17 protein-coding genes are annotated in these 24720 nt (G+C 62.8%); 9 read left to right on the plus strand and 8 right to left on the minus strand.

Annotated features, from left to right (window positions below):
- Positions 1-59 precede the first annotated feature (59 nt).
- From AWH62_RS01860 to AWH62_RS01885, 6 genes are all read right to left on the minus strand, one after another.
- Positions 60-2093 (minus strand): M13 family metallopeptidase, encoded by a 2034-nt coding sequence (locus AWH62_RS01860; RefSeq protein ID WP_075188743.1) that lies wholly within the window; start codon positions 2091-2093, stop codon positions 60-62.
- Positions 2094-2235: 142 nt separating this feature from the next.
- The gene (locus tag AWH62_RS01865; protein WP_075188744.1) at positions 2236-4320 is read right to left on the minus strand and encodes a M13 family metallopeptidase; all 2085 of its coding nucleotides are present in this window, start codon (positions 4318-4320) and stop codon (positions 2236-2238) included.
- 144 nt (positions 4321-4464) lie between these two features.
- The gene (locus tag AWH62_RS01870; protein WP_075188745.1) at positions 4465-6528 is read right to left on the minus strand and encodes a M13 family metallopeptidase; all 2064 of its coding nucleotides are present in this window, start codon (positions 6526-6528) and stop codon (positions 4465-4467) included.
- A 78-nt stretch (positions 6529-6606) separates the two neighbouring features.
- Positions 6607-9825, minus strand: a complete 3219-nt coding sequence (locus AWH62_RS01875; protein WP_075188746.1) for an efflux RND transporter permease subunit — start codon at positions 9823-9825, stop codon at positions 6607-6609.
- A 29-nt stretch (positions 9826-9854) separates the two neighbouring features.
- Positions 9855-11129: an efflux RND transporter periplasmic adaptor subunit gene (locus tag AWH62_RS01880; RefSeq protein WP_075188747.1), complete on the minus strand. Its 1275-nt coding sequence runs from the start codon at positions 11127-11129 to the stop codon at positions 9855-9857.
- A gap of 2 nt (positions 11130-11131) precedes the next feature.
- Positions 11132-12547: an efflux transporter outer membrane subunit gene (locus AWH62_RS01885; RefSeq protein ID WP_075188748.1), complete on the minus strand. Its 1416-nt coding sequence runs from the start codon at positions 12545-12547 to the stop codon at positions 11132-11134.
- A gap of 284 nt (positions 12548-12831) precedes the next feature.
- Between AWH62_RS01885 and AWH62_RS01890 the strand changes: the two genes are divergently transcribed.
- The 6 genes from AWH62_RS01890 (at position 12832) to phoB (ending at position 20044) form a co-directional block, all read left to right on the plus strand.
- Entirely contained in the window at positions 12832-14229 is a 1398-nt protein-coding gene (locus AWH62_RS01890; RefSeq protein WP_233128231.1) for an ATP-binding protein, read from the plus strand.
- 146 nt (positions 14230-14375) lie between these two features.
- Complete coding sequence (pstC, locus tag AWH62_RS01895; protein ID WP_075188749.1) at positions 14376-16076, plus strand: phosphate ABC transporter permease subunit PstC; 1701 nt, start codon at positions 14376-14378, stop codon at positions 16074-16076.
- On the plus strand, positions 16069-17811 hold the full coding sequence (gene pstA, locus AWH62_RS01900) for a phosphate ABC transporter permease PstA (protein WP_075188750.1): 1743 nt from the start codon (positions 16069-16071) through the stop codon (positions 17809-17811). Before pstC ends, pstA begins: the two co-directional genes overlap by 8 nt.
- Positions 17812-17815: 4 nt before the next feature.
- On the plus strand, positions 17816-18607 hold the full coding sequence (gene pstB, locus AWH62_RS01905) for a phosphate ABC transporter ATP-binding protein PstB (protein ID WP_075188751.1): 792 nt from the start codon (positions 17816-17818) through the stop codon (positions 18605-18607).
- A gap of 31 nt (positions 18608-18638) precedes the next feature.
- Positions 18639-19322 (plus strand): phosphate signaling complex protein PhoU, encoded by a 684-nt coding sequence (gene phoU, locus AWH62_RS01910; RefSeq protein ID WP_075188752.1) that lies wholly within the window; start codon positions 18639-18641, stop codon positions 19320-19322.
- 32 nt (positions 19323-19354) lie between these two features.
- Positions 19355-20044, plus strand: a complete 690-nt coding sequence (gene phoB, locus AWH62_RS01915; RefSeq protein WP_075188753.1) for a phosphate regulon transcriptional regulator PhoB — start codon at positions 19355-19357, stop codon at positions 20042-20044.
- A 36-nt stretch (positions 20045-20080) separates the two neighbouring features.
- Here the strand turns inward: phoB and AWH62_RS01920 are convergent, their stop codons facing one another.
- Positions 20081-20635, minus strand: a complete 555-nt coding sequence (locus tag AWH62_RS01920; protein WP_233128232.1) for a class I SAM-dependent methyltransferase — start codon at positions 20633-20635, stop codon at positions 20081-20083.
- A gap of 313 nt (positions 20636-20948) precedes the next feature.
- Positions 20949-21479: a GcrA family cell cycle regulator gene (locus AWH62_RS01925; RefSeq protein ID WP_075188755.1), complete on the minus strand. Its 531-nt coding sequence runs from the start codon at positions 21477-21479 to the stop codon at positions 20949-20951.
- A 204-nt stretch (positions 21480-21683) separates the two neighbouring features.
- Here AWH62_RS01925 and AWH62_RS01930 point away from each other — a divergent pair, with 204 nt between their 5' ends.
- The 3 genes from AWH62_RS01930 (at position 21684) to AWH62_RS01940 (ending at position 24713) form a co-directional block, all read left to right on the plus strand.
- On the plus strand, positions 21684-22496 hold the full coding sequence (locus AWH62_RS01930; RefSeq protein ID WP_075188756.1) for an ABC transporter permease: 813 nt from the start codon (positions 21684-21686) through the stop codon (positions 22494-22496).
- An 80-nt stretch (positions 22497-22576) separates the two neighbouring features.
- Positions 22577-23764, plus strand: a complete 1188-nt coding sequence (locus tag AWH62_RS01935; RefSeq protein WP_075188757.1) for an aspartate aminotransferase family protein — start codon at positions 22577-22579, stop codon at positions 23762-23764.
- Positions 23765-23792: 28 nt separating this feature from the next.
- The gene (locus tag AWH62_RS01940; protein ID WP_075188758.1) at positions 23793-24713 is read left to right on the plus strand and encodes an Hsp33 family molecular chaperone; all 921 of its coding nucleotides are present in this window, start codon (positions 23793-23795) and stop codon (positions 24711-24713) included.
- The last annotated feature ends 7 nt before the right edge of the window (positions 24714-24720 follow it).

The raw sequence follows: 24720 nt of genomic DNA on the forward strand, positions 1-24720 counted from the left end.
GCCGGATGCAAAACGGCCCGGCTGTGATGCCGGGCCGTTTCGTCAGTTCATCCTCAGGCCTACCAGATCGAGACGCGCTCTTCCGGTGGCAAATAGAGGTCATTGTCCTCGGTGACGCCGAACGCCTCGTACCAGGCATCCATGTTGCGCACGACGCCATTGGCCCGGTATTGGCCCGGACTGTGCGGGTCGGACAGGAGTTGGCTGCGCGCGGCATCGTCGAGTTGGATCACGCGCCAGACCTGGGCCCAGGACATGAAGAAGCGTTGCTCGCCGGTATAGCCGTCCAGTACCGGCGCTTCATTGCCGTGATCGGCCAGATACATCTGATAGGCCCGGTGGGCCATGGACAGGCCGCCGATATCTCCGATGTTTTCACCAAGGGTCAGCTGCCCGTCGACATGCATGCCCTCGATCGGCGAGAATTGCTCGTACTGGGCAATGATCCGGTCGGTACGGGCATCGAACTGTTCGCGGCTGGATTCGGTCCACCAGTTCCGCAACACGCCATCGCCGTCGGACTGGCTGCCCTGATCGTCAAAGCCATGCCCGATCTCGTGACCGATCACGGCGCCGATACCGCCGAAATTGACTGCCGGGTCGGCGTTCGGATCAAAGAAGGGCGGTTGCAGGATGGCCGCCGGGAAGACGATCTGGTTGCCGGTGGAGTTGTAATAGGCATTCACCGTTTGCGGTGACATGCCCCACTCCCAGTCGCGGATCGGCCCGCGCAGCCGATCGCGACTGTCAGCGCGGAACCAGGCATTGATGCGCCAGGCATTGCCGAACAGGTCGTCGGACCGGATTTCGATCTCGGAATAGTCCGGCCAAACCTCGGGGTAGCCAACCTTGGGGAGGAATTTGTCGAGCTTGTCGAGCGCTTCGGTGCGGGTCTCGGCATCCATCCATTCGAGGGTCTCGATCCGCTCTTCCAACGCGCGGCGCAGATAGTCGACGAGTTCGTCCATCTGTTCCTTGTGCTCGGGCGGAAAGTATTGCTCGACATAGATCTGGCCGATCGCTTGGCCCAGATTGCCATTGACGAACTGGATCGCGCGGCGGTCCCGGGGGCGCGGCTCCTGGGCGCCGCTCATCGTCCGGCCCCAGAAGTCGAAGGAGCGGTTGTAGATTTCCTCGGACAGAAGATTGGTGTTCGAATTGACGTAGGCGAAGGTCAGGTAATCCCGCCAGGTCTCGACTGGCGTGTCAGCGAAGACGGCAGCCAGGCCAGTAATCGCGGACGTTTGGGAGACGATGAAATTCTCCTGGTCGGCATAGTCGGCCGTTTCGAAGAAGGCATCCCAGTCAAAGCCCGGCGCCAGTTCGCGCAACTCGGCCAGCGATGTCGGATTATAGGTGGCGACACGGTCGCGGCTCTCGGCCGGGGTCCAGTGGACATTCGCCATCGCGGTTTCCAGCGCGATGATGCGGTCGGCGCGCGCTTCGCCATCATCCAGCCCGAGGAAGCCGAACACGTCGGCGATATAAGCGCGGTAGGCGGCGCGATATTCGACGAAGCGCTCATCTTCCAGCAGGTAATAATCGCGCGTCGGCAAGTGCAAGCCGCCCTGGTTGAGATACAGGATGTAATGGCTCGGATCACCTTCGTCTCGCTGCACCGACGTGCCGAAGATCGAGGCATGACCGAGCATCCCCATTACGGCAGCAATGTCGTCATGACTGTCGGCATCGGTGATCGGCGCCAGACCTGGACGGACCGGATCAATCCCGAGCGCGTTGATCGCGTCGACATTCATGTAGGACGCGTAGAGGTCGCCCACTTGTTGGGCGAGTGTTCCGGCCGGCGCGTGGGCAGCGGCACTGTCGCGAATGATGCCCTCGATCCGTTCTTCCGATTGCAGATAAAGCTCGTGGAAGGCGGTGTAGGAAGAAAAGCCTGCCGGGATCTCGGTCGTGTCGAGCCAGCCCTCATTGACGTAGCGGAAGAAGTCATCGCCCGGGTTCAGCGTGTCGCTGACATGGGCGGTTTCGACACCCCAGTCCCCGAGAATGGCGTCTTGCGCCAGGGTGGGACCAAGAGCGGTGAGTGACAAGGCAATGCCGGCGACGCCGGCGCGCAGGATGTGTTTCATCAGTTACCCCCGAAAAACGGTTTCAGACGCCGCAAAATTGGAATCGGGCAGGCGTCGCGCCGATGGGGGATTGATTAAGCTTCCGCAATGCAAAACGGCCCGACGCGAGCGCCGGGCCGTTTCGTGGGTTTAGGGTTAAACCCTACCAGATCGAGACGCGTTCTTCCGGGGCCAGATAGAGTTCGTGGTCCTCGGTCACGCCAAAGGCCTCGTACCAGGCGTCATTGTTTCGGACGACGCCATTGATGCGGTACTGGGCCGGGCTGTGCGGGTCGGACAGGAGCTGCGCGCGCAGGCTGTCCTCGGTGCGCACATTCCGCCAGACCTGTGCCCAGGCCATGAAGAAGCGCTGATCACCGGTGAAGCCGTCGAGCACTGGCGCTTCGCCGCCATTGTCGGCCAGATACATCTGGTAGGCGCGGTGTGCCATCGACAGACCGCCGATATCACCGATGTTCTCACCCAGCGTCAGCGAGCCGTCGACCGTCTGGCCTTCGACCGGCGAGAAGCCATTATACTGGGCGACGATCTGGTCGGTGAGGGCATTGAAGTTCTCGGCGCTGTCATCAGTCCACCAGTTGCGCAGGACGCCGTCACCGTCGGACTGGCTGCCCTGGTCGTCGAAACCATGGCCCATTTCGTGGCCGATCACGGCGCCGATGCCGCCAAAGTTCACGGCCGCGTCGGCATAGGGGTCGAAGAAGGGACCCTGCAGGATGGCAGCCGGGAAGACGATCTCGTTGGCGGTCGATGAATAGTAGGCATTCACCGTTTGCGGCGACATGAACCATTCCCACTCGCGGATCGGGCTGCCGAGGCGGGCGCGGTTGTCGGCCCGGAACCACGCCGCGATCCGCTCGGAATTGCCGAACAGGTCATCGGCCCGGATTTCAATCTCGGAATAGTCCGGCCAGATGTCCGGATAGCCAATCTTGGGCAGGAATTTCTCAAGCTTGTCGAAGGCTTCGATGCGGGTCTCGTCATCCATCCATTCGAGCGTCTCGATGCGCTCGCGCAGGGCACGACGCAGATACTCGACGAGTTCTTCCATCTGCGCCTTGTGCTCGGGCGGGAAGTATTGGTCGACATAGATCTGGCCGATGGCCTGGCCGAGATTGCCGTTGACATACTGGATGCCCCGGCGATCGCGCTCGCGCGGCTGTTCGGTGCCCCGCAGGGTGCGGCTGTAGAAGTCGAAGGAACGCTCGTAGAATTCCGGCGTCAGAAGGTTCTGGTTCGAGGACATGTAGCGGAAGCTGAGATAGTCCTGCCAGGCCTCGACCGGGATTTCCGTGAACAATGTGGCCAGCGACTGGATCGCCGTGTCCTGACGGACCACGACTTCGCTCTCGCCGTCAAATTCGAGCGCCGTCATGAAGGCCTGCCAGGGGAAGCCCGGCGCCGAAGCGGTCAGATCGTCCATGCCCACCAGGTTATAGGTGCGAACCCGGTCACGGCTCTCTGCGCGCGTCCAATGGATTTGTGCGATGCGCGTTTCCAGATCGAGCACGCCCTGGGCCCGCTCGGCCGCATTGTCCATGCCGATCATGTCGAACACGTCGGTCATGTAGGCCACATAGGCGTCGCGATAGCCGACGAAGGTCTCGTCATCGCGCTCGTAATAGGACTTGTCCGGCAGGCCGAGACCGCTCTGGCTGACCGAGACGATGTAGCGCTGGGGATTGCCCGGGTCGCGGCCGACGCCGGCGCCGAAGATCGAAGCCGTGCCGGGGCTGCCCATCAGCGTGGCGATGTCGTCATGTGATTGCGCTTGCGCGATGGTGTTGAGCATCGGCCGTGCCGGCTCCAGACCGCGCGCCTCAAGCGTATCGGTGTCCATGTAGGAGGCGTAGAGATCGCCGACCTGCTGTTGCAGGGTGCCGGCCTCGGCGTTGGCAGCGACCGCCTCCTGGATGATGCCTTCCACGCGTTCTTCCGACCGCAGATAGAGCTCGGTGAAACCGCCAAAGGACGAGAAGCCCTGCGGCAGCTCGGTCGTGTCCAGCCAGCCTTCATTGACATAGCGATTGAAGTCATCGCCCGGAGCCACGGTCTCGGAGACGTATTCAATCTCGACACCCCATGTGCCGAGGTCCGGCGAGCCGGCCGGCATCGCGGCGGTGTCCTGGGACGCGGTCGTATCGTTGGCAGTATCCGGCGTCTCGCTGGTCGGCGAGCAGGCCGCCATCAGCGCCACGCAGGCGCTGGTCAGCAGAAGCTTTTTCATGGTGTTTCCCCTCAGAGCGATTTCATTGGCGGAAACACTAGTGCGATAGGGCGGCGGCGCAATACGCGGGAGACATGTCTTACAGCCCTGTAACAAAACGGCCCGACGTTTCCGCCGGGCCGTTTCATACGGTCAGGTGTGAACCTACCAGATCGAGACACGCTCTTCCGGTGGCAGGTAGAGGTCATTGTCCTCGGTGACGCCGAAGGCCTCGTACCAGACGTCCAGATTGCGAACGACGCCATTGGTCCGGTATTGCGACGGGCTGTGCGGGTCAGTCGCCAGGCGGTTGATCAGGTTTTCTTCCCGATACAGGCGACGCCAGACCTGGGCCCAGGCGAGGAAGAAGCGCTGCTCGCCGGTGAAGCCGTCGATCACCGGGGCTTCACCATCGCAGCAGGCATCGAGGTGACGCTGATAGGCCGTGTAGGCCATCTGCAGACCGCCCAGGTCGCCGATATTTTCACCCATGGTGAACTCACCATTGACGAAGCGACCTTCAACCGGGGAATAGCCGGAATACTGGGCTTCCAGCACGTCGGCCCGTTCTTCGAAACGCTCATTGGTGGCCTCGCTCCACCAATCCCGGATCGAACCGTCATGATCGAAGCGGCGGCCCTGATCGTCAAAGCCATGGCCGATTTCGTGGCCGATCACGGCACCGATACCGCCGTAATTGATCGCCGCGTCAGCATTGGGATCAAAGAAGGGCGGCTGCAGGATGCCGGCCGGGAAGGTGATCTGGTTCATCAGCGGATTGTACGACGCATTCACCGTTTGCGGCGGGTAAGGCCAGGCATTGCGATCGACCGGACCCGCGAGGTCGGCGATTTGCTCATTCCACTCGAATTCGGTCAGGCGGAAGAGGTTGCCAAACAGGTCGTCGGCCTGGATTTCCAGTGCCGAATAGTCCTGCCATTCGTCGGGATAACCAATGCGTGGCTCGAAGGTGGAGAGCTTCTGCAGTGCATTGGCCCGGGTCTCGTCATCCATCCAGTCCAGCGCTTCGAGGCGGCCCTCAAAGGCAACAGTGAGATTGGCCACGAGGTCTTCCATCGCCGCTTTGGACTCCGGCGGGAAATGACGTTCGACATAGACTTGGCCGACGGCCTCGCCCAGCTGGCCACCGACCAGGTTGACGCCGCGGCGATCGCGCGGCCGCTGCTCCTCGGCGCCGTTCAGCGTGGTGCCGAACATGGCGAAATTGGCGGCGTCGAATGCTTCCGGCAGTGCGCCGGCATTCGAGCGGATGAAGTGGAAGGTCATGTAGTCCTGCCACACATCAACCGGCGTTTCCTCGAAGATTGCGCCGGCCGCTTCAATGGCACTCGGCTGGGCGACCAGATAGGTGGCGACGCCATCAAGACCAAGCTGTTCCATGCCCGCTTCGAAGTTCAGCTGGGGCGCGAGGCTGGCAAGCTGCGCCATCGGCATGGGGTTGTAGATCTTCTGGATGTTGCGGCTGTCGGCCTGGGTCCAATGGGACTCGGCGAGACGCATTTCCAGATCGAAGATCGACTGTGCCTTGGCGGCTCCGTCCTCGATGCCGGCCAGATCGAAGATCTGGGCAATGAAGGCCAGATAGGCATCGCGGATCGATTGGTTTTCCTCGACCAGGTAGAAGTCGCGGTCCGGCAGGCCTAACCCGCCTTGGCCGACAAAGACCGTGTAGCGGGTGGTGTCGGCCGGATCGGGGATGATGCCGACGCCGTAGGGCGACTGGTGATGGATCGTCGCGAACAGGGCATTGATGTCGGCATGGGTCTGGGCTGCCGCGATCTCGTCGAGATAAGGCTGGGCCGGCGCCAGGCCGAGCTGGTCAATGGTCGAGGTGTCCATCCAGCTGCCATAGAGATCGCCGACCTTTTGTTCGATCGAGCCGTTCGCAGCGTCGAGGGCCGCCAGTTCCAGAATGATGTCCTGGACCTGTTCCTCGGCTTCAAGTGCGAGCTCGGTGAACATGCCGTAATTGGTCAGGTCGGCCGGAATTTCGGTGCGGTCGAGCCAGGCGCCATTGGCGTAGCGATAGAAATCATTGCCGGCCACGACACTGGTATCCATGCCCGTCAGGTCAAAGCCCCAGGCGCCGATTTCCGGGCTGCCGGTGGTGGCTGTATGCGTGTTTTCGGCGGTCGTGTCATTGGATGGTGCCGGTTGGCAGGCCACGGTAAGCGCCAGCACGGCGGTGCTCAGCAAGAGCTTTTTCATGCGATGATCCCCTTGTTTCATTGTCCAAGACGCAAAAACGCCCCGCGCTAGATACAACGCGGGGCGTTTTGACGCCAATTATTCGGCAGGCGAATGGTCGAGATGGCCGGGCCGTTCGCCATGGGCGAAATCGGTGTCGGTATAATGCTCGCCAAGGGCCGGCTGTTTCTGGCCCGTCCACATCATCCGGAAGAAGCGGGCGATGTCGACGCCGATCGCGTACATGGCCGGAACCATCACCAGTGTCAGGAAGAGCGCGAAGATGACCGCAAAACCCAGGGCGACGACCATCGGCTTGAGGAATTCCGCCTGGGTCGAGCGCTCGGCCATCATCGGGAAAATCCCGAGGAAGGTGGTGACCGAGGTCAACAGGATCGGGCGGAAACGCTGCACACCGGCATCGACCAGCGCTTGGAAAGCCCCGACGCCATTGGCCCGCAGCCGGTTGACGAAGTCGATCAGCACCAGGTTGTCGTTGATCACGACGCCAGCCGCGGCGCCCACTCCGAAGTAGGAGAAGAGGGCGATCGGCATGTCGAACATATAGTGCCCGAAAATGGCGCCGGTCAGCGAGAACGGGATCGCGATCATGATCACGATCGGCTGGAAGTAGCTGCGGAAGGCGATCGCCAGCAGCAGATACATCGAGATCAGCGCGAAGAGCAGCAGGACCATGACTTCGGCCATGAATTCGCGCTCACCTTCGGCTTGGCCGATCTCGTCGCGCGAGACGTGCGGGAAGCGGGCTTCGAAGGTCTCCCAGTAGTTCTCGTTGAGACTGGTATTGACGTCGCCGCGGGCTGCCGGGTCAGACAGTTCGGCACTGACCGTGATGGTCCGCATGCCGTTGCGGCGGTTGATCCGGTTGAGGCCCGGTGCGAAATCCGCCTCGGCGACAGCTGCCAGCGGGATCTCCCGGCCGTCAGCGGTCCTGATGCGGACATCGCGAAGCGTGTCGAGCGAGCGGCGCGAGGCTTCGTCCATGCGCACCATCACCCGGACATCCTGGCCGTCACGCGGCAGGCGTTGCACTTCCTCACCCCAGAAGGCCTGACGGACCTGGCGGGTCACGTCATTCAGGGTCAGGCCGAGTGCCTGGGCGTTGGGACGCAGGCGGACCTGCAATTCCTCGGTCGAGGTCTGCATCGAGTCGACGACGTCATAGAGCGTGTCATAGCTGCGCAGTTGGGCTTTCAGATCGTCTGCCGCAGCACGCAATTCGTCGAGATTTTGCCCGGACAGGGCGAAGTTCATCGAATTGCCGCCGTCATTGATCGTGGAGTCGAGGCGGATTTCCTCGGCATCCGGGATCGGTCCCAGAAACTCGCGGATCTGGGCCGCGACTTCTGATGTCGGCAGGTTGCCGGGGCGGACTTCCGGATCGGCAAGTGTGATCCAGGCCCGGATACGGCCATCGGTTGCCAGGGTCGAGCGGCTTTCGATCATGTCGACTTCGCCCGGGAACTGCTCCCGATAGTAGCTCAGAGCCTCGTCCTGGGCCTGGTCAAGCTGTTGGCGAACCTGCTCGGTCCGGTTCCAGGGCGTGCCCTCGGCCAGGGTGATCGAGGTCTGGATCGTCTCATTCTCGATCTGCGGCATGAAGACCGAGCCGACGCGGTTCGTCGTCAGCATGAAGATCGAGATCAGGAAGACAAGAAAGAAGCCGAGGAAGGTCGCATAACGATTGCGGATGCAGGCCTTGGCGACCGGGCGGTAGACACCGCGGGCAAAGGTCAGCAGCGAGTTGGCGATCATCCGTTGCACGGCAATCAGCGGCCCGAAGAGGCCGGTATTGGACTGCGGCTTCATGTGCGACAGGTGGGCCGGCAGGATGAGCAGGGACTCGATCAGCGAGAAGGCCAGCGCCGCGATCACGACCAGCGAGATCTGGCGGGTGAACTGGACTTCCGGACCGGTCAGCAACATCCAGGGCGAGAACATCATGATGGTGGTGATGACGGCGAAAATCACCGGCTTGGCCACCATCTGCGTGCCGACGATCGAGGCCGTCAGCCCGGGTTCGCCGCGTTCGACGCGGTCGTGGATGTTCTCGCCGACAACGATGGCGTCATCGACGACGATACCGATCACCAGCAGGAAGGCGAACAGGGACAGCATGTTCAGCGTCACGCCGAGCATGGGCAGGAGCAGGAAGGCGCCACCGAAGGCCACGAAAATGCCGACAGTCACCCAGAACGCCACGATCGGACGCAGGAAGAGGAAGAGGACGATCAGCACCAGAATGCCGCCGAACAGGGCCGATTTGGCAATCGTCTCCATACGCCCCGTATACATTTCCGAGTTGTCCCACCACAGCGACAGGTGGACGCCATCGGGCAGTTCGGCGCGCTTGCGATCAATGTAGTCCCGGACCTGTTGTGAGGTGTCGACGACATCGATATTGGGCGAGGTCTCGACGACCACCAGCACCATCGGCTCACCATTATAGGTGGCTTCAAGGTTGAAATCGTTGAATCCGTCCGTCACCCGGGCAACGTCACGGACGCGCAGCGTACCGCCGTCCGAGGTCTGCCGGATGATGATGTCCTCGAATTCGGGCGCCGTGTCGGCGAGCTGGCGCGAGGTGATGTTCACATCACCGAGATCGGTTCGCACGCTCCCCGCCGATGCATTCAGCGAGCTGGAGCGGACGGCGCGGACGATCTCGTCAAAGGTCAGGTCATAGCGGCGCAGCGTCTCTTCGGAGACCTCGATGGACACTTCTTCGCCGCGGGTTGCCCACATGTTGACGATGGAGGCACCCGGGAGCTGGGCCACTTCATCGCGGATCTCGCGCCCGATCGCCTGAAGCTCACGCCGGTCGGGGCTGCCATGCACGGCAAATCCGACGACTTGGTCCTGCGAGCGCCAGGGCGTCACAACCGGGCGGAAGGCTGATTGCGGCAGGTTGTTGACCGAGTCGACTTCCAGCTTGATGGCGTCAATGAACTCACCAACATCGACCGAGCGCTTGCCCTCGATATTGATGTTGCCGCCGCCTTCGCGGGCCGTCGAGGTGATGGTCTCGATCCCGTCCATGTCGGACAGGGCTTCTTCGATTCGGACGATGATCTGTTCTTCGACTTCCTGCGGTGAAGCGCCGGGCCAGGCAACGGACACGCTGGCGCCGTTCACCGACACGGTCGGGAAGACTTCGCGGTTGAGCGAAGTATAGCCGATGAAACCGCCGAGAACGGCGATGATCATCACCAGGTTGGCGGCGACGGAATTCCGCGCCCACCAGCCGATAATACCGCCCCGCGGGGCTTCGTCATGAGTGGTGTTCGGGTCGGTCATCGCCGTATTCCTCCCTGGGGACTGTTCGATCAACCGGCGCTTGCGACAGCTTCGCTGTCAGCTTCGCCGGTTTCGGTTTCAGCCAGGCCTTCGGCCGTGTCTTCTTCGTCATAGGTTGCTGAATGGGACGCTATCATTGTGCCTTCGGCGTCGAATGTCTGGATGCGCATGCCATCACTGGCGCCGCGGATCGGCGAGGTGACGACCATTTCGCCGCCACGGACACCGGACGAGACCACGACCCGCTCGGAGTTGGAGTCGATGACCTCAACCGTGCGGACCGACAGCGTTCCGCCTTCTTCGGCGACATAGACGCTGTTCTGGCCGCGCAGAGCTGACCGCGGCAGGATGTAGGCGTTTTCCACATCCCGTCCGGTGATGCTGGCCGTGACAAACAGGCCGACTGCCAGCGGCGTCCCGTTCGATGCGCCGGCGCCATAGGGGTCGGTCACTTCGGCAATCGCGTAGAGGACGCGGGTTTGCGGGTCGATGGCACTGTCGGTGCGGGTGATGCGGCCCTGCCAGGTTTGCTGGCTGCCACCGAGGGCGGCGCGCAGCTGGACCGGCATGCCTTCGCCATCGCCGCCGGCATTATAGGCGATCGGAATGCCCAGCAGGCCGAGTTCATGATCGGTCAGCGGCAGGCGGACCAGCACGGCATCGGTCGAGAAGACCTCACCCAGCGGCGTGCCCGGAGAGACATACTGGCCGAGATCGGCATTCTTGACGCGGACGCGACCGCTGAAGGGTGCAGAAATGCGGGTGCGTTGCAGGTCGAGGCGTGCCGATTGCAGCGCGGCTTCGGCGGCGGCCAGCTGGGCCCGGGCTTCGGCCAATTGCGGCTCGCGCAGCGTCAAGGCAGACGCCTCGCCGTCACCGAGCTCGGCCCATTCGCTGGCAGCCAGTTCGGATTCGGCCTGTTCGCGGACCAAGGCTTGCTGGGCTTGGGCGACCTGCGCCGAGGCGCGGGTCACGGCCAGGCGATAGTCGGCATCCTCGATCTGGACCAGGGTCTCGCCGGCTTCGAAGAAACCGCCCTCGATGAAGTCGGGGTTCACGAAAGTGATACGGCCGGCGACTTGGGGAACCAGATTGATCTGGGTGCGTGGCCGCGCCTCGCCCTGCGACGTCACTTGCAGCGCGATGGTGTCCAGCCGAGCCTCGTCGACAAAGACCGCGACCGGCCGCGGTGCCGCATTGGCGCGCTCAGGGCGCTGTTGTGATGCCACCAGGCTGATGATGACGCCAATGCCGACTGCGCCGACAACGATCAGGATCAAAAAACGTCCGAGAAACTTACCCATGATTATTCTCCTGTGTGCGCGGCCGGGTCTGCGGACTGGGCCGCGGAGAAATCGCCGGCGAGGGCGAGATAGAGGTCGACGCGATTGGTCACACGTTCGCGACGCGCCGAGATGTATTGGCTTTCAGCGCTGATCCGCCGCGACTGGGCGGTCAGCAGTTCGAATATGGTCGAGACGCCGCGGGCATATTCGCGGACCACAAGATCCTCGGCAGCGGCGGCTTCTTCATAGGCTTGGCGCAAATTCTCGACGCGTTGGGCGAGAATGGCGTCGGCATGGATCGCGTTTTCCGATTCCTGCCACGCGGTCAGCACGGTCGAAACATAGCTCGCGACCAAGCCTTCGGCATTGGCATAGACCTGATCACGCTGCGCCAGCAAGGTGCCGCCATCGAAAATCGGGGCCACAAGCGACGCCGTGATGCTGGAGACCAGCGTGTCGAGGTCGAACATGTCCGAGACGTCGACACCGCCGGTACCGGACGATCCGCGCAGTGACAGGCTCGGAATGAGGGCCTTGGCTGCGGCCTCAGACTGCAGGCCGGCGGCATCGAGGCGATCACGCGCGGCGCGCACATCCGGGCGGCGACCGAGCAGGTCGACCGGCGTGCCCAGCCCGCCAAGGGTGGCAAGCTCCGGGAAGTCGCCTTCCGGCGCGAGGCTGGCGGACGGATAGCGACCAAGCAGGGTTTCGAGGCTGCGCGCGGACGATGCTTCGGCACGCTGGCGCGAGGCGAGGGCCGCTTCCGACGAGGCCAGCGCACTGCGGGCGGTACGAACGTCCGAACTGCGGACCAGTCCGCGGGCGAACCGGCGTTCAGTAAGGTCGAGTGAGCTCTGGCGCGTTGCGACATCGCGTTCGGCCAATTCGGTCTGCTGGCGGGCTTCGATCAGCGAGAACCAGCCCTTGGCCACCAGTCCGGCGACCGACAATTGCGCGGCGCGCACGTCTTCGGCCGCGGCTTCGGCGTTGAGGCCGCTGGCGCGTGAGTTGTCGCGGAGGGCACCCCACAGGTCGGTTTCCCAGGATGCGGACAGCCCCAGGCTGACGCTGTCCGATCCGGCACCGGTGTTACGCTCGGTGCGGGTATAGCTGGCGCTGCCGTCAAGCTGTGGAAGGAAACGCGCACCGTCGATGCGGGCGGCGGCCCGGGCACCATGATACCGTGCCAAGGACTGGGCCAGGGACGGATTTCCCGCGAAGGCCTCGTCGATGAGAGCGGTCAGCCGCGCATCCTGGAGGGAGGCGACCCAGTCGCGGGCCAGTTCGGCGCCGGCTTCACCCGTCCCGGCCGACCAGGAGGTCGGTGCCGGGGGAAGGGTTCCATCGGCACTGAATTCCCGCGTCTCGAAGGCCTGCATCGTGCTGCAGGAAGCGGTGGCCAGTGCTGTGGCGATTACTAGCAAACGTTTTGCCATGCGTTGTCCCCGCACGTCTTGATCTGAATTGGAATTGCATCCTAGGAAGGGCATAGCGAAAGTCAACAGATTTTTATCGAAAAACACTAAATGCATAGCGAATGGCATGAAAACTCTCTCGAAATTCGTGATGTCGTCCGCCTGCCATGACACCTTTGATGCCGCAGGCTCGTCATTTGGATGCAAATCACGCTAGAAGCGGCGCGCGACAGGGCGCTCCGGTCAAGCTTTGCGCCCGATTGGCGCGCTACATGACGCATCATCAGTGCGAAGGCGACTAAAACTTGAGCAATAAAAGGGACTCAGAGGCGCCGCTGATCCGGATCAGGCGGCGCGACACAGCGGCGGTCGCTGCGCTCGGCAGCATGGTGCTCATCCTGTTCTGGCTGTTCGGCGAGCTGGGACTGCTGGAAACCGTGGTGGCGATCGCCACCATCGCGGCCCTGTCGACTTTTTATTACCTGACCGTGCGCACAACCCTCAATCCGCTGCCGGACCCGGCGTCGCGGCGCGAGCATGAGGCCAGCGGTCCCGACAGCCCGGCAAATGCCAAGCTGATGTTGGACAGCCTGCCCATTCCGGTCCTGCTCATCGGGGCCGGAGGTCGCATTGAAATTGCCAATCCGGCGGCGCGCGAGTTTCTCGGTCTCGGCCCGGTGACCGGGCATTTGTCGGCCGTGCTGCGCCAGCCGCAAGTGCTTGAGGCGGTCAGCGCGGCGCTGCGCGGGCAAACTGTCGACCCGGTGGAGTATTCGATGATGGCGCCGGTTGAGAGTCATGTCCGGGCCTTCGTCGCGCCAGTCGCGTCGCAGGGTGATCCGGCGCAGCCCTGGCGCGCCATGCTGGTGCTGTCCGATGAAACCTCGATCAAGCGGGCCGACCGCATGCGGGCTGACTTTCTGGCCAATGCCAGTCATGAACTCCGGACGCCGCTGGCGTCATTGGCCGGTTTCATCGAGACCTTGCGCGGCCATGCCAAGGACGACCCGGACGCGCGCGACCGTTTCCTCGGCATCATGTTCGATCAGACCGAACGCATGCAGCGATTGATCAATGATCTGCTGTCGCTGTCCCGGGTCGAAATGGACGAACACGTACTGCCGGGCGGTACTGCGGACATGGCTGCGATCATTGATGACGTCGTTGACGTTCTGCGACCGCAGATCACCGAGAAATCTATCACCCTGTCCGTCGAGGCCGACCCGGCGACGGCGATGGGGGATCGCGATCAATTGCTCGAGGTCGTGATGAATCTGGTCGAAAACGCAATCAAGTATTCCGAACCCGGCGCGACGGTGACGCTGCAGCTCAGCAATGATCTTACGCGTGACCAGGCCGAGCGGCCGGGCCTCTTGTTGGGCGAGGGGGCAAGTCGTTTGACCCTGGCCGCGCCCAGTTCGGATGCAGCCGACCGGTTCGTGGCGGTCCGGATCCGCGATGCCGGCAAGGGGATCGAGCGCCGGAACCTGCCGCGGCTGTCCGAGCGATTCTACCGCGTTGATGGTCAGAAGAGCGGTCCCAGGGAGGGCACCGGCCTCGGTCTCGCCATCGTCAAGCACATCATCAACCGGCATCGTGGCGGCTTCACGGTCGAGAGCCTGCCGGGCGCTGGTTCTGTTTTCACCGTGTTTTTGCCTGTCATGAAACGCATGCCAAAAACGTCTCAAACACCAAGGGCTTGAGGCAAAATTCGGAATATCCCTGCAGGCAGTTCGGGCGCTGTCACAAAACTGTAGCCCGACTGTCATAAACGGAGCGCGCACCGGGCGTACCACGCAGCACGGTGCCAACGAAACCCGACCACCATCGGCGAGCCGAGGGGAATTGCATGTCGATTATCGCCATAGTCGCTCTCGCGATCATCGTGATGCTGGCCGGCGCCTTCTATGTCGGTCGTTCGCGTGCGATCGCGGCTGTCGCCGGCGCGACAGCGGGCCTGCATTCCCTCCCCAATTATCACGGCTATTATGTAGCGATCTGGACCGGGCTTCCCGCGTTTCTCCTGCTCGCCGTCTACGGCATGTTCGGAACTCCGCTGGTTGACCGGTTGACGGCCAGCGAGCTGCGCCGCGACGCCGTCGTGCTGACCGCCGATTTCGAGGCCGGACTAGTCGCCGACACCGCCACGCGTGATCTGGAGGAAGCCCTCACCATGCTGCGTGCGCGGGCCGCAGCGATCACCAACTCGATGGCTGATTTGCGCGACGCCAGCGGCAGCGATCGTGACCCCCACCGGCTTGAGGCGCTGGGGGTCGAACAGACCGAGCTGGTCAATCAGATCGCGACGGCCGAGGAGGCCCGGCTGGCCCGTCGCAACATGTTGCGGGATGCGGTCGCCCGTGCCGCTGCCGAGGACGGGGCCAGTCTGCGTGCGCTGGCCGGGTTTGAACTCGTTCATGCTCCGCGGGAACGCCGCCAGCTGTTTTTGTCGGATGCCCGCCGGATCGCCACCGACGGTCTGGCGAGCCGGTCGAGCGATGAACTCGATGCGGCGGCTGCGGTCATGGCGCGTCATGACACCCAGATGCGCAACCTGTTCGCCGGACTGGCGCTCGCCCTCGCCGTGGCCGGTCTGATCCGGACACGCGGCCAAGTCGCAGTCGCCTTCCGAGCCCGCAATCATGTCGAAAGCCTGGTTACCGCGATGCTGTTCCTGTCGTCGGTCATCGCGATCCTGACAACGGTCGGCATTGTCTTCTCGCTGCTGTTCGAAAGCATACGTTTCTTCTCGACCGTGCCGCTGACCGAATTCCTGTTCGGTTTGCAATGGTCGCCGCAGATTGCGTTGCGGGCTGATCAGGTCGGCCAGTCCGGCGCTTTCGGGGCCGTGCCATTGTTTGCCGGCACGGCGATGATCACCCTGATTGCAATGGTTGTCGCAGTCCCGATCGGTCTTCTGTCCGCGATCTACCTGTCCGAATATGCCGGGCCGCGCTTCCGCCTGACGGCGAAGCCGATCCTGGAAATCCTCGCCGGCATTCCGACCGTGGTCTATGGCTTCTTTGCCCTGCTCACCGTCGGGCCGGCCATCCGCAGCTTCTTTGCCATGGTCGGCATTGACGACGTGGTGACCCAGAGCGCGCTATCTGCCGGCCTGGTCATGGGGGTGATGATCATCCCCTTCATTTCCTCGCTCAGCGATGACGTCATCAATTCGGTGCCGCAATCCCTGCGGGACGGATCCTATGCCATGGGCGCAACCAAATCCGAGACAATCGGCCGCGTGATCATGCCAGCCGCCTTGCCGGGCATTGTCGGGGCTGTCCTGCTGGCCGTGTCGCGTGCCGTCGGCGAGACCATGATCGTGGTGATGGCCGCCGGCCAAGGCGCCAACCTGACCGCCAATCCGCTGGAATCGGTGACCACCATCACGGTTCAGATCGTCATGTTGCTGACTGGTGACCAGGAATTCGACAGCCCCAAAACCCTGTCGGCTTTTGCCCTCGGTCTGGTCCTGTTTGTCATCACCCTCCTGATGAACGTCATCGCGCTGCGCGTCGTGCAAAGATACCGGGAAAAATATGACTGATACCCCCGACATCTCGCCGATCCGGTCCGCCGTCAGCAAGAATCTCGGCGCGCGCTATCGCGCCGAATTGCGCTTTCGTGCCGCCGGTCTCGCCGCCGTTGCGGCGGCCGTTGGCATTCTGATCGTATTGCTCAGCTCGATCGTTTCCGGCGGCCTACCGGCATTCACGGTCAATGAGCTGGAGCTGACGGTCGATCTTGAACGCGAGGTCATTGATCCGCTTGGCGATGGCAGCGAGGAGTCGCTGCGCCGGGGTGGTTATAGCCGTGTCTTGCAGAGTGCGATGCGGGCCGAGTTCCCGGAGGTGCAGGCGCGCCGTGACCTGCGCAACCTGTTCAGCCTGTACACCGCGCTCAACGCGACCCGCCTGATGGACGAGGTGCTTGAAAATCCCGGGCTGATCGGTAGCCGGCATGTCTTCACCATGCCGCTGGCAGATGATCTCGACCTTTACCTCAAGGGCCTGCTGGTCGAGGACCGGGTCCTTGATACCGACGGGGCGCTGTCCTTGTCGGTCGAGGGTGATGCCGTGACGGTGCGTTCCAGCGCGACCGACTTTCGCGACCTCGCGGGCGAGTTTGCCCGCACCTTGCGCGCCCGTGCCACCCTGCTCGAGGTCGAGGCCGACACGCTGGCTGAACGCGCCGAAGGCCTGTCCGGCAATGACGCCGAGGACATGCTTTATGATGCCGAGCTCAACCGGCGCCGGGCGCTCGACATCCGCGCGACCCTGGAGCGGGACGCTGGCCCATTGGCACTCGATGCCAGCTTGCCGAGTGTGCTGGTCGAAGTCGACGGGCGGGCAGTTGCGCTGACCAGTATCGCTGCAGACGGGGCGACGGCGAGCGGCCGCTTCCTGCTCGGCTCAGAGCCGGTCGACGCCATGTCAGACTGGACGCTCTATGTGATCGACACGCCGGCCGAGCGCCGCCGGGTGAGCGATCAATTGATCGTCTGGACACGGGCCCTCGAGGCCCGCGGCGTGATCAGTTCCGCGTTCAACACCTATCTCTTCGCCAATGCCGACAGCCGCGAGCCGGAACTTGCCGGCGTCAAGGGTGCCTTGTTCGGTTCGATCCTGACGATGATCATCACCATCACGATCTCGGTCCCGATCGGCGTCTTCACGGCACTTTATCTGGAAGAATACGCGCCGAAGAACCGCTTCACGGCTTTGATCGAGGTCAATATCAACAATCTCGCGGCCGTTCCTTCCATTGTCTTCGGCCTGCTGGGCCTGGCGGTCTTCATCAATGCGTTCGGCCTGCCGAGATCAGCGCCGCTGGTTGGTGGCCTGGTCCTGTCCTTGATGACGCTGCCGACGGTGATCATTGCGACCCGCGCGGCGCTGAAGGCTGTGCCGCAATCGATCCGGCAGGCGGCGCTGGCCGTGGGGGCCTCACGGACCCAGACCGTCTTCCACCATGTTCTTCCCCTGGCGGCGCCGGGCATCCTGACCGGTTCCATCATTGGCCTGGCCCAGGCGATGGGCGAAACCGCGCCGCTCCTTATGATCGGCATGGTCGCTTTCATTGCTGACGCCCCGACGCTGGGCCTGGAAGGCTTTACCCAACCCGCCACCGTCATGCCGGTCCAGATTTTCCTGTGGTCGGATGGCGCCGAGCGGGCCTTCGAGGCGCGCACGGCCGCCGCAATCCTTGTTCTTCTCGCGCTGATGATCGGCTTCAATGCCCTGGCCATCTATCTGCGCCGTCGCTTCGAGCGGAGATGGTAGATCCATGACCGACGCTATTCACAACCCGGCTGACGAGCTGCCGATCAAGGTCGCTGCGCGCGACGTGACCGTGAGCTATTCCGGCAAACAGGCCTTGCACAATGTCTCGATCGACATTCCCGATCGCTCGGTAACTGCCTTCATCGGCCCGTCGGGCTGCGGCAAGTCGACCTTCCTGCGGTGCCTGAACCGCATGAATGACACGATCGAGGGCGCCAAGGTCGGCGGCTCACTGACCATTGACGGCCAGGAAATCAACGACAAGTCGATCGACCCGGTCGTGCTGCGCGCGAGCGTCGGCATGGTGTTCCAGAAGCCGAACCCGTTTCCCAAGTCGATCTATGACAATGTCGCCTACGGACCCCGTATCCATGGCCTCGCCCTGTCGCGCCCCGAACTCGACGAGATCGTCGAGAATGCCCTGCACAAGGCCGGCCTGTGGGCGGAAGTGTCGGATCGGCTTGCCCATCCGGGCACCAGCCTGTCGGGTGGCCAGCAGCAGCGTCTGGTCATCGCGCGCGCCATAGCCGTCAATCCGGAAGTCATCCTGATGGACGAGCCGTGCTCGGCCCTCGACCCGATCGCGACGGCGCGGATCGAGGAGCTGATCGACGAGCTGCGCGAGAATTACTGCATCATCATCGTGACCCACTCGATGCAGCAGGCGGCGCGGGTCTCCCAGCAGACCGCCTTCTTCCATATGGGCAACCTCGTTGAGTACGGGCCAACCGAGGACATTTTCACCAACCCGCGCGACACCCGCACGCAGGACTACATCACCGGACGCTTCGGCTAGGCCGCTGCATCCATCGAGAAGGGGGCCAGTCATGGCGCTTTCAAGAACTGCGCATATCGTCACCGCCTATGGCGAGGAGCTGGATCAGCTCGCCGACGATCTTGCCCGCATGGGCGGGTTGGTCGAGACCCAGCTTGAAAAGGCCATCGCTGCGGTTGTCCGCCGTGATGCCAGCGTCAAGCCGGACATCAAGGCCCGCGAAGCCCAGGTCAATGCTTTGCAGGTCGACGTGGAAAAACGCGTCCTGCGCCTGTTTGCCCTGCGCCAGCCGCTGGCGACGGATCTGCGCATGACGATTTCAGCACTCAAGATCGCCACCGACCTCGAACGTGTCGGCGACCTGGCCAAGAATATCGCCTATCGCGCCGGCGATCTGGCCGGATATGCCCCGGTCTCGCTGACCCAGCAGGTCGAGCGCCTTGGCGCTATCGTCATCAAGCAATTGCGCGAAGTGCTGGACGCCCTGTCCTCGGCCGATGTCGAACCGGCCGTGCGGGTCTGGCATTCCGATGATGAGGTGGACGAGCGCTACAACACGCTGGTTCGCGAGATGCTGCTGTCGATGACCGAGGATTCCGGCCTGGTTGGCCCGGGTGTGCACATCCTGTTTGTCGCCAAGAACCTCGAACGTATCGGCGATCATGCCACCAATATTGCCGAAGCCGTCCACTTCATGGTGACCGCGTCGCCACTGGTCGAAGACGGCAAGTCCTGAGCCATAGCTGATCGATAGCCCGGAGCCGGTCGATGAAACCCCAAGTCCTTGTCGTTGAAGACGAAGATGCCCTCGCCACCCTACTTCAGTACAATCTGGAGAAGGAGGGCTACACCGTTGCGGTTGCCGCTGATGGCGAAGACGCGCTGATGCAGGCCGAGGAGACCACGCCCGACCTGGTGCTGGTCGACTGGATGTTGCCGAAAGTGTCCGGCATCGAGGTCTGCCGCCGCCTGCGCGGTCGCCAGGAAACGGCCAATGTGCCGATCATCATGCTCACCGCCCGCGGCGAGGAGACGGATCGTGTGCGCGGTCTCGATACCGGCGCCGACGACTATGTCGTCAAACCCTTTTCGATGACCGAGCTGTTTGCCCGCATCCGTGCCGTGCTGCGCCGCATCCGTCCGGGCCTGGCCGAGGACGTGATCGAGGCCGGCGATATCACCATGGACCGGGTCGCCCACCGGGTGCGCCGTGCCGATCGCGAAATCCATCTCGGGCCGACCGAGTTCCGCCTGCTGGACTATCTCATGCAGCACCCGGGCCGGGTCTTCTCGCGCGAACAATTGCTGGACGCGGTCTGGGGGTCGGACGTCTATGTCGAGGCCCGTACCGTCGACGTCCATGTTGGCCGCCTTCGCAAGGCGCTCAACAACAAGGACGAGCGTGACCCGATCCGCACCGTGCGTTCGGCCGGCTATGCGTTTGATGTGAATGCGTGATCGCGTCGAGCTTCACTCGCTAGGCGTCATTGGGCGCTAAACCGCTTCCAGTACCACAAGCCGGCATTTGTGCAGGTGATAAGGGGCGACATCGTACTCCTTGAGGCGGGCAGCGCCGGAGGCGTCCAGGCCTTTGAGATGGGCCAGATAGTCGTCGGCGTCCCAGACGTCCTCATGCACGGTGGCGACGATCAGACCGCCCGGGCGGGTGATGCGGACCAACTCGTCGAAACCCTTCGGGCCGACATGGGCGTGGGTGAAGGTGCCGACGCACATGACCGCGTCATACTGGTTGGTCTTGTAGTCGAGCGGGCCGGTCATGTCGGCGGTTCGCAAATCCTCATACGCCCCCTTCTTGCGGGCGAGGTCGAGCATGTCCGGCGAAATATCCATGCCGTCGATCAGCGCGCTGGCGCGTTCCGCCAGTTCGACACCGGCGAGGCCGGTGCCGCAGCCGGCATCAAGAACCGATTTGCCGTCCAGCTTGGCGAGGCTTGCCAGCTTCTCGGCGACCACGGCCGGCGCGACATAGCCCATACCGTCTACGGTGTCCTCTTCGTAATGATCAGCCCACTCCTTGTAAGCTTCCACGCACTCATCGGGATTTCCCGTTAAGTTGTAAATCCTATTCAGAGTGCGATTTTTTGATTTGGCTTCCATCGTGACCTCCTGAACAGATGAGCGCTATTATGCGCAAACTTGGTCTTATTCCAAGTTTTGTGGAGATCGCAAATTTAATGTTTGTATAAGTCTATACGTTGCCGAGCAAAATATGTGGTCACTTGGCGCAGAGGCGAGGCTGGTGCTTGCGGGATATGGTCGGAACCGGGATTTCGGCAAAAAAACGGCCGCCTCGAAAACGAGGCGGCCATTGTCTGTCCCGGTACCTGGGTGAGGGGTCGGGTCAGAAATTATAGCGGCGCGTGGCAGCAATTGCGTCGAGTGCAGCCGAAGCGTCGGAATTGCGGCGACGGCGTTTCTGGCTCGGCTGGTAGGCCATGTCGGAATGCGCGTTGCAATAGGCCTGACCGGTGTCGGTCTTGCGGCCGCAGAAACGGAATTCCGACTGGGACGGATCGCCGATCGGCCATTTGCACATGCTTTCGCGGAGCGTCAGCACGGTGGCGAATTCGCCGGACGGAAGGACGGCTGGCTCCACCGGCGCCGGCGTTGCAGCCGGGGGCGCTGAGGGGGAGGGGCGCGCAACGGTGCGAGCCGGCGCGGTGGAAGCCGTTGTTGCGCGCGGGCGGGAGGGTTTGGCGGTGCGGCGGGCCGGTCGCGACGGGGTCGCCCGACCTGACAAACCAAGACGGTGCACCTTGCCAATGACGGCATTGCGGGTCACACCACCGAGCTGTTTCGCAATCTGACTCGCGCTCAGGCCTTCCGACCAGAGTTTCTTGAGTTCTTCTACGCGTTCGTCAGTCCAAGCCATCGCCCTAGTCTCCCGTTTGGGATGCGCTTGCCTACCTTGATGATGGTAAACCGCGCATTGCTCAATGCATGTTTAATTACACTAGATATTGTACCCACGCGGAGCGGTGCCACAAGATGGGGTTATGGTCATACCTGTGGAAAGCTCCCTTGCAACACCAATCGTTAACGAAGATGGTTACCGGGAAATTAAGGGTAATTCGATATGAGTAACGCTGCCTTAACCGATTTTCCACAGCCCAAGAAATTCGGCCTTTTCAACGGGTTGGGTCTTTGGACTTTGTACAAGAAGGAAGTTCGGCGATTCCTCAAGGTCGGCATGCAGACCGTGCTCGCACCGGTCGCAACCACGCTGCTTTACATGACTGTCTTTGCTGTCGCCATCGGAGCGCGGCGCGGTGATGTCGGCGGCATTCCGTTCGCGGAATTCCTGGCGCCGGGCCTGATCCTGATGGGGCTGTTGAACAATGCCTTCGCGAATTCCGGCTCTTCGATCCTGGTCTCGAAGGTCCAGGGCAATACCGTCGACTTCCTGATGCCGCCGCTTTCGGCGCTGGAGCTCTTTATCGCCTTCACGGCCGGTGCGATGACGCGCGGCGTGTTGGTTGCGGCCGTCACGGCCATCACTTTGGTACCCTTCATTGATGTCATGCCGACACACTGGTGGGCGGTGGTCTATTTCGGTTTCAGCGCGGCGGCCATGCTGTCGATGATCGGTATTGTCGGCGGACTCTGGGCCGAGAAATTCGACCACATGGCGGCGGTCACGACTTTCGTGATCACGCCGCTGACCTTCCTGTCGGGCACTTTCTATTCCATCACCAATCTGCCCGGACCGTTGGCAACGATCAGTCATTTCAATCCCTTCTTCTACATGATCGACGGCTTTCGCTATGGTTTCACCGGCCATGCCGATGGCAACCTGCTGATTGGTGTTGTCCTGCTCGCCGTGATCAACCTTGCACTGGGCGCGGTGAGCTATGCGCTCCTGCATGCAGGCTGGCGCTTGAAGAGCTGATCGGCGCGGCCTAGAGGAGAGGAAAGGCCCGCATCAAGACCGGGCCGGATAGCCAGCCGGACACTCCAGGAGGACACGACATGCCCGCACCGATGATGGACACCTATGCCCCGCCGGATCTGGTCTTCGACCATGGCAAGGGCGCGCGCCTGTATACGGGCGATGGCGCAGGGTATCTCGACTTCATTTCGGGCATTGCGGTAAATTGCCTGGGTCACGCGCATCCCAAGGCGGTCGCGGCGCTGACCGAGCAGGCCGGCAAGCTCTGGCACCTGTCCAATATGTTCAGGGTGCCGGCCGGTGTCGAACTGGCCGACAAGCTGACCAAGGCGACCTTTGCCGACCGCGTCTTCTTCACCAATTCCGGTGCCGAGGCGATGGAGTGCGCGCTCAAGACGGCGCGTCGCTATCACTATGTGAACGGCAATCCGCAGCGCTATCGCATCATCACCTTCACCGGCGCCTTTCACGGCCGCACCTATGGCGCGATCAATGCCGGCGGCAATCCGAAATATCTCGAGGGCTTCGGTCCGGCGATGGAAGGCTTTGACCAGGTCGAGTTTGGCGACCTGGACGCGGTCAAGAATGCCATCAGCGACGAGACGGCTGCCATCTGTGTCGAGCCGGTCCAGGGTGAGGGCGGTGTGCGCGCCCCCGAGGACAGCTTCCTGCGCGGTCTGCGCCAGCTCTGTGACGAGCACGGCCTGATGCTGGTCTATGATGAAGTCCAGTCCGGTGCCGGCCGGACCGGCAAGCTGTTTGCCCACCAATGGATCGAGGGCGCCGAGCCGGACATCATGGCCGCGGCCAAGGGCATTGGCGGTGGTTTCCCGATGGGCGCCTGTCTCGCTACGGAAGCAGCGGCTGAAGGCATGGTCGTCGGCACGCACGGGTCGACCTATGGCGGCGGCCCGCTGGCCATGGCGGTTGGCAATGTCGTGTTTGACGAGCTCACCTCGGATGGCTTCCTCGACCAGGTGGTCGAGGTCTCCAACTATCTCAGCCAGCAATTGCATGGGCTGATGGACCGTCATCCCGACAAGATCGAGGAAGTGCGCGGCAAGGGCCTCTTGATCGGCATGAAACTGAAGCCGGGTTTCGACCCCAAAAAGCTGGTGGGCCTCGCCCGCGACCGTCATCTGTTGATCGGCGCCGCTGGTGACAATGTCTCGCGCATGGCGCCTCCGCTGGTCATCACCAAGGACGATGCCAGCGAGGCTGTCGCGGTGCTGGACGAGGCATTGGCTGCTCTGGAACCAACCGCCTGATCCTGTCAGGCTTGGATGATCAACAAGGATTTCGACCGTGAGTGACCCGCTCGGTGAACACGACAATATTGTTGCCGGCTTTCAGGTTGAAGGCCGCACCGTTCGCGGGCGGATCACCCGGCAGGGCGCCGTGCTCGACGAGATCCTGTCGGCGCATGACTATCCCGAACCGGTCGCGCGCCTGCTGGGCGAGGCCGTGCTGATCACCACGCTGGTCGGTGCTGCGCTGAAATTTGACGGTCGCCTGATCGTGCAGGCCCAGGGTGATGGACCGGTCCGCTTTCTCGTTGCTGAATACGTCACCGGCGAGGGCGTTCGGGGCTTTGCCTCGATGGACCGCGATGCGGTGGATGCGGCCTTGGCCGCCGAGATCGCGCCGGAAGCGATGATGTCGACCCTGCTCGGGCGCGGTTCCTTCGCCATGACCATCGATCACGGGCCGGATATGGACCAGTATCAGGGCGTGGTGGCGCTGGAAGGCGAGAGCCTGAGCCAGGTCGCCGAAACCTATTTCCGTCAGTCCGAGCAAACGCCGACCCGGCTGCGTTGTGCGATCGGCGAGATATGGACCGGCGATGCGGCGCGGCAATGGCGCGGCGGCGGGGCCCTGCTCCAGTCGGTGGCGGGTGACGAAGCCCGCGGGTCGGCCGAGGAGGACTGGGATCACGCCCGTGCCCTGTTCGAGACGGTCGAGGATGCCGAGCTTCTGGATCCTGACCTGTCTGCCGGGGCGCTTCTTTATCGCCTGTACAATGAGGACGGTGTTCGCCTGCTCGAGCCGGCGGCTGTCACCAAACGCTGTTCCTGCGAGCGTGAACGCCTGCGGCGCATCATCGCCTCTTTCCCGGCCGATGACCGGGCCGAGATGGAGGCTGACGGGGCCATCGTGATGACCTGTGAATACTGCAATCGCGACTGGCGTTTCGCGCCGGACGAGGTGGCGGGCTGAACAGCGC

Origin of the sequence: Maricaulis sp. W15 (assembly GCF_001924955.1) — a bacterium.
GTDB lineage: Bacteria > Pseudomonadota > Alphaproteobacteria > Caulobacterales > Maricaulaceae > Maricaulis > Maricaulis maris.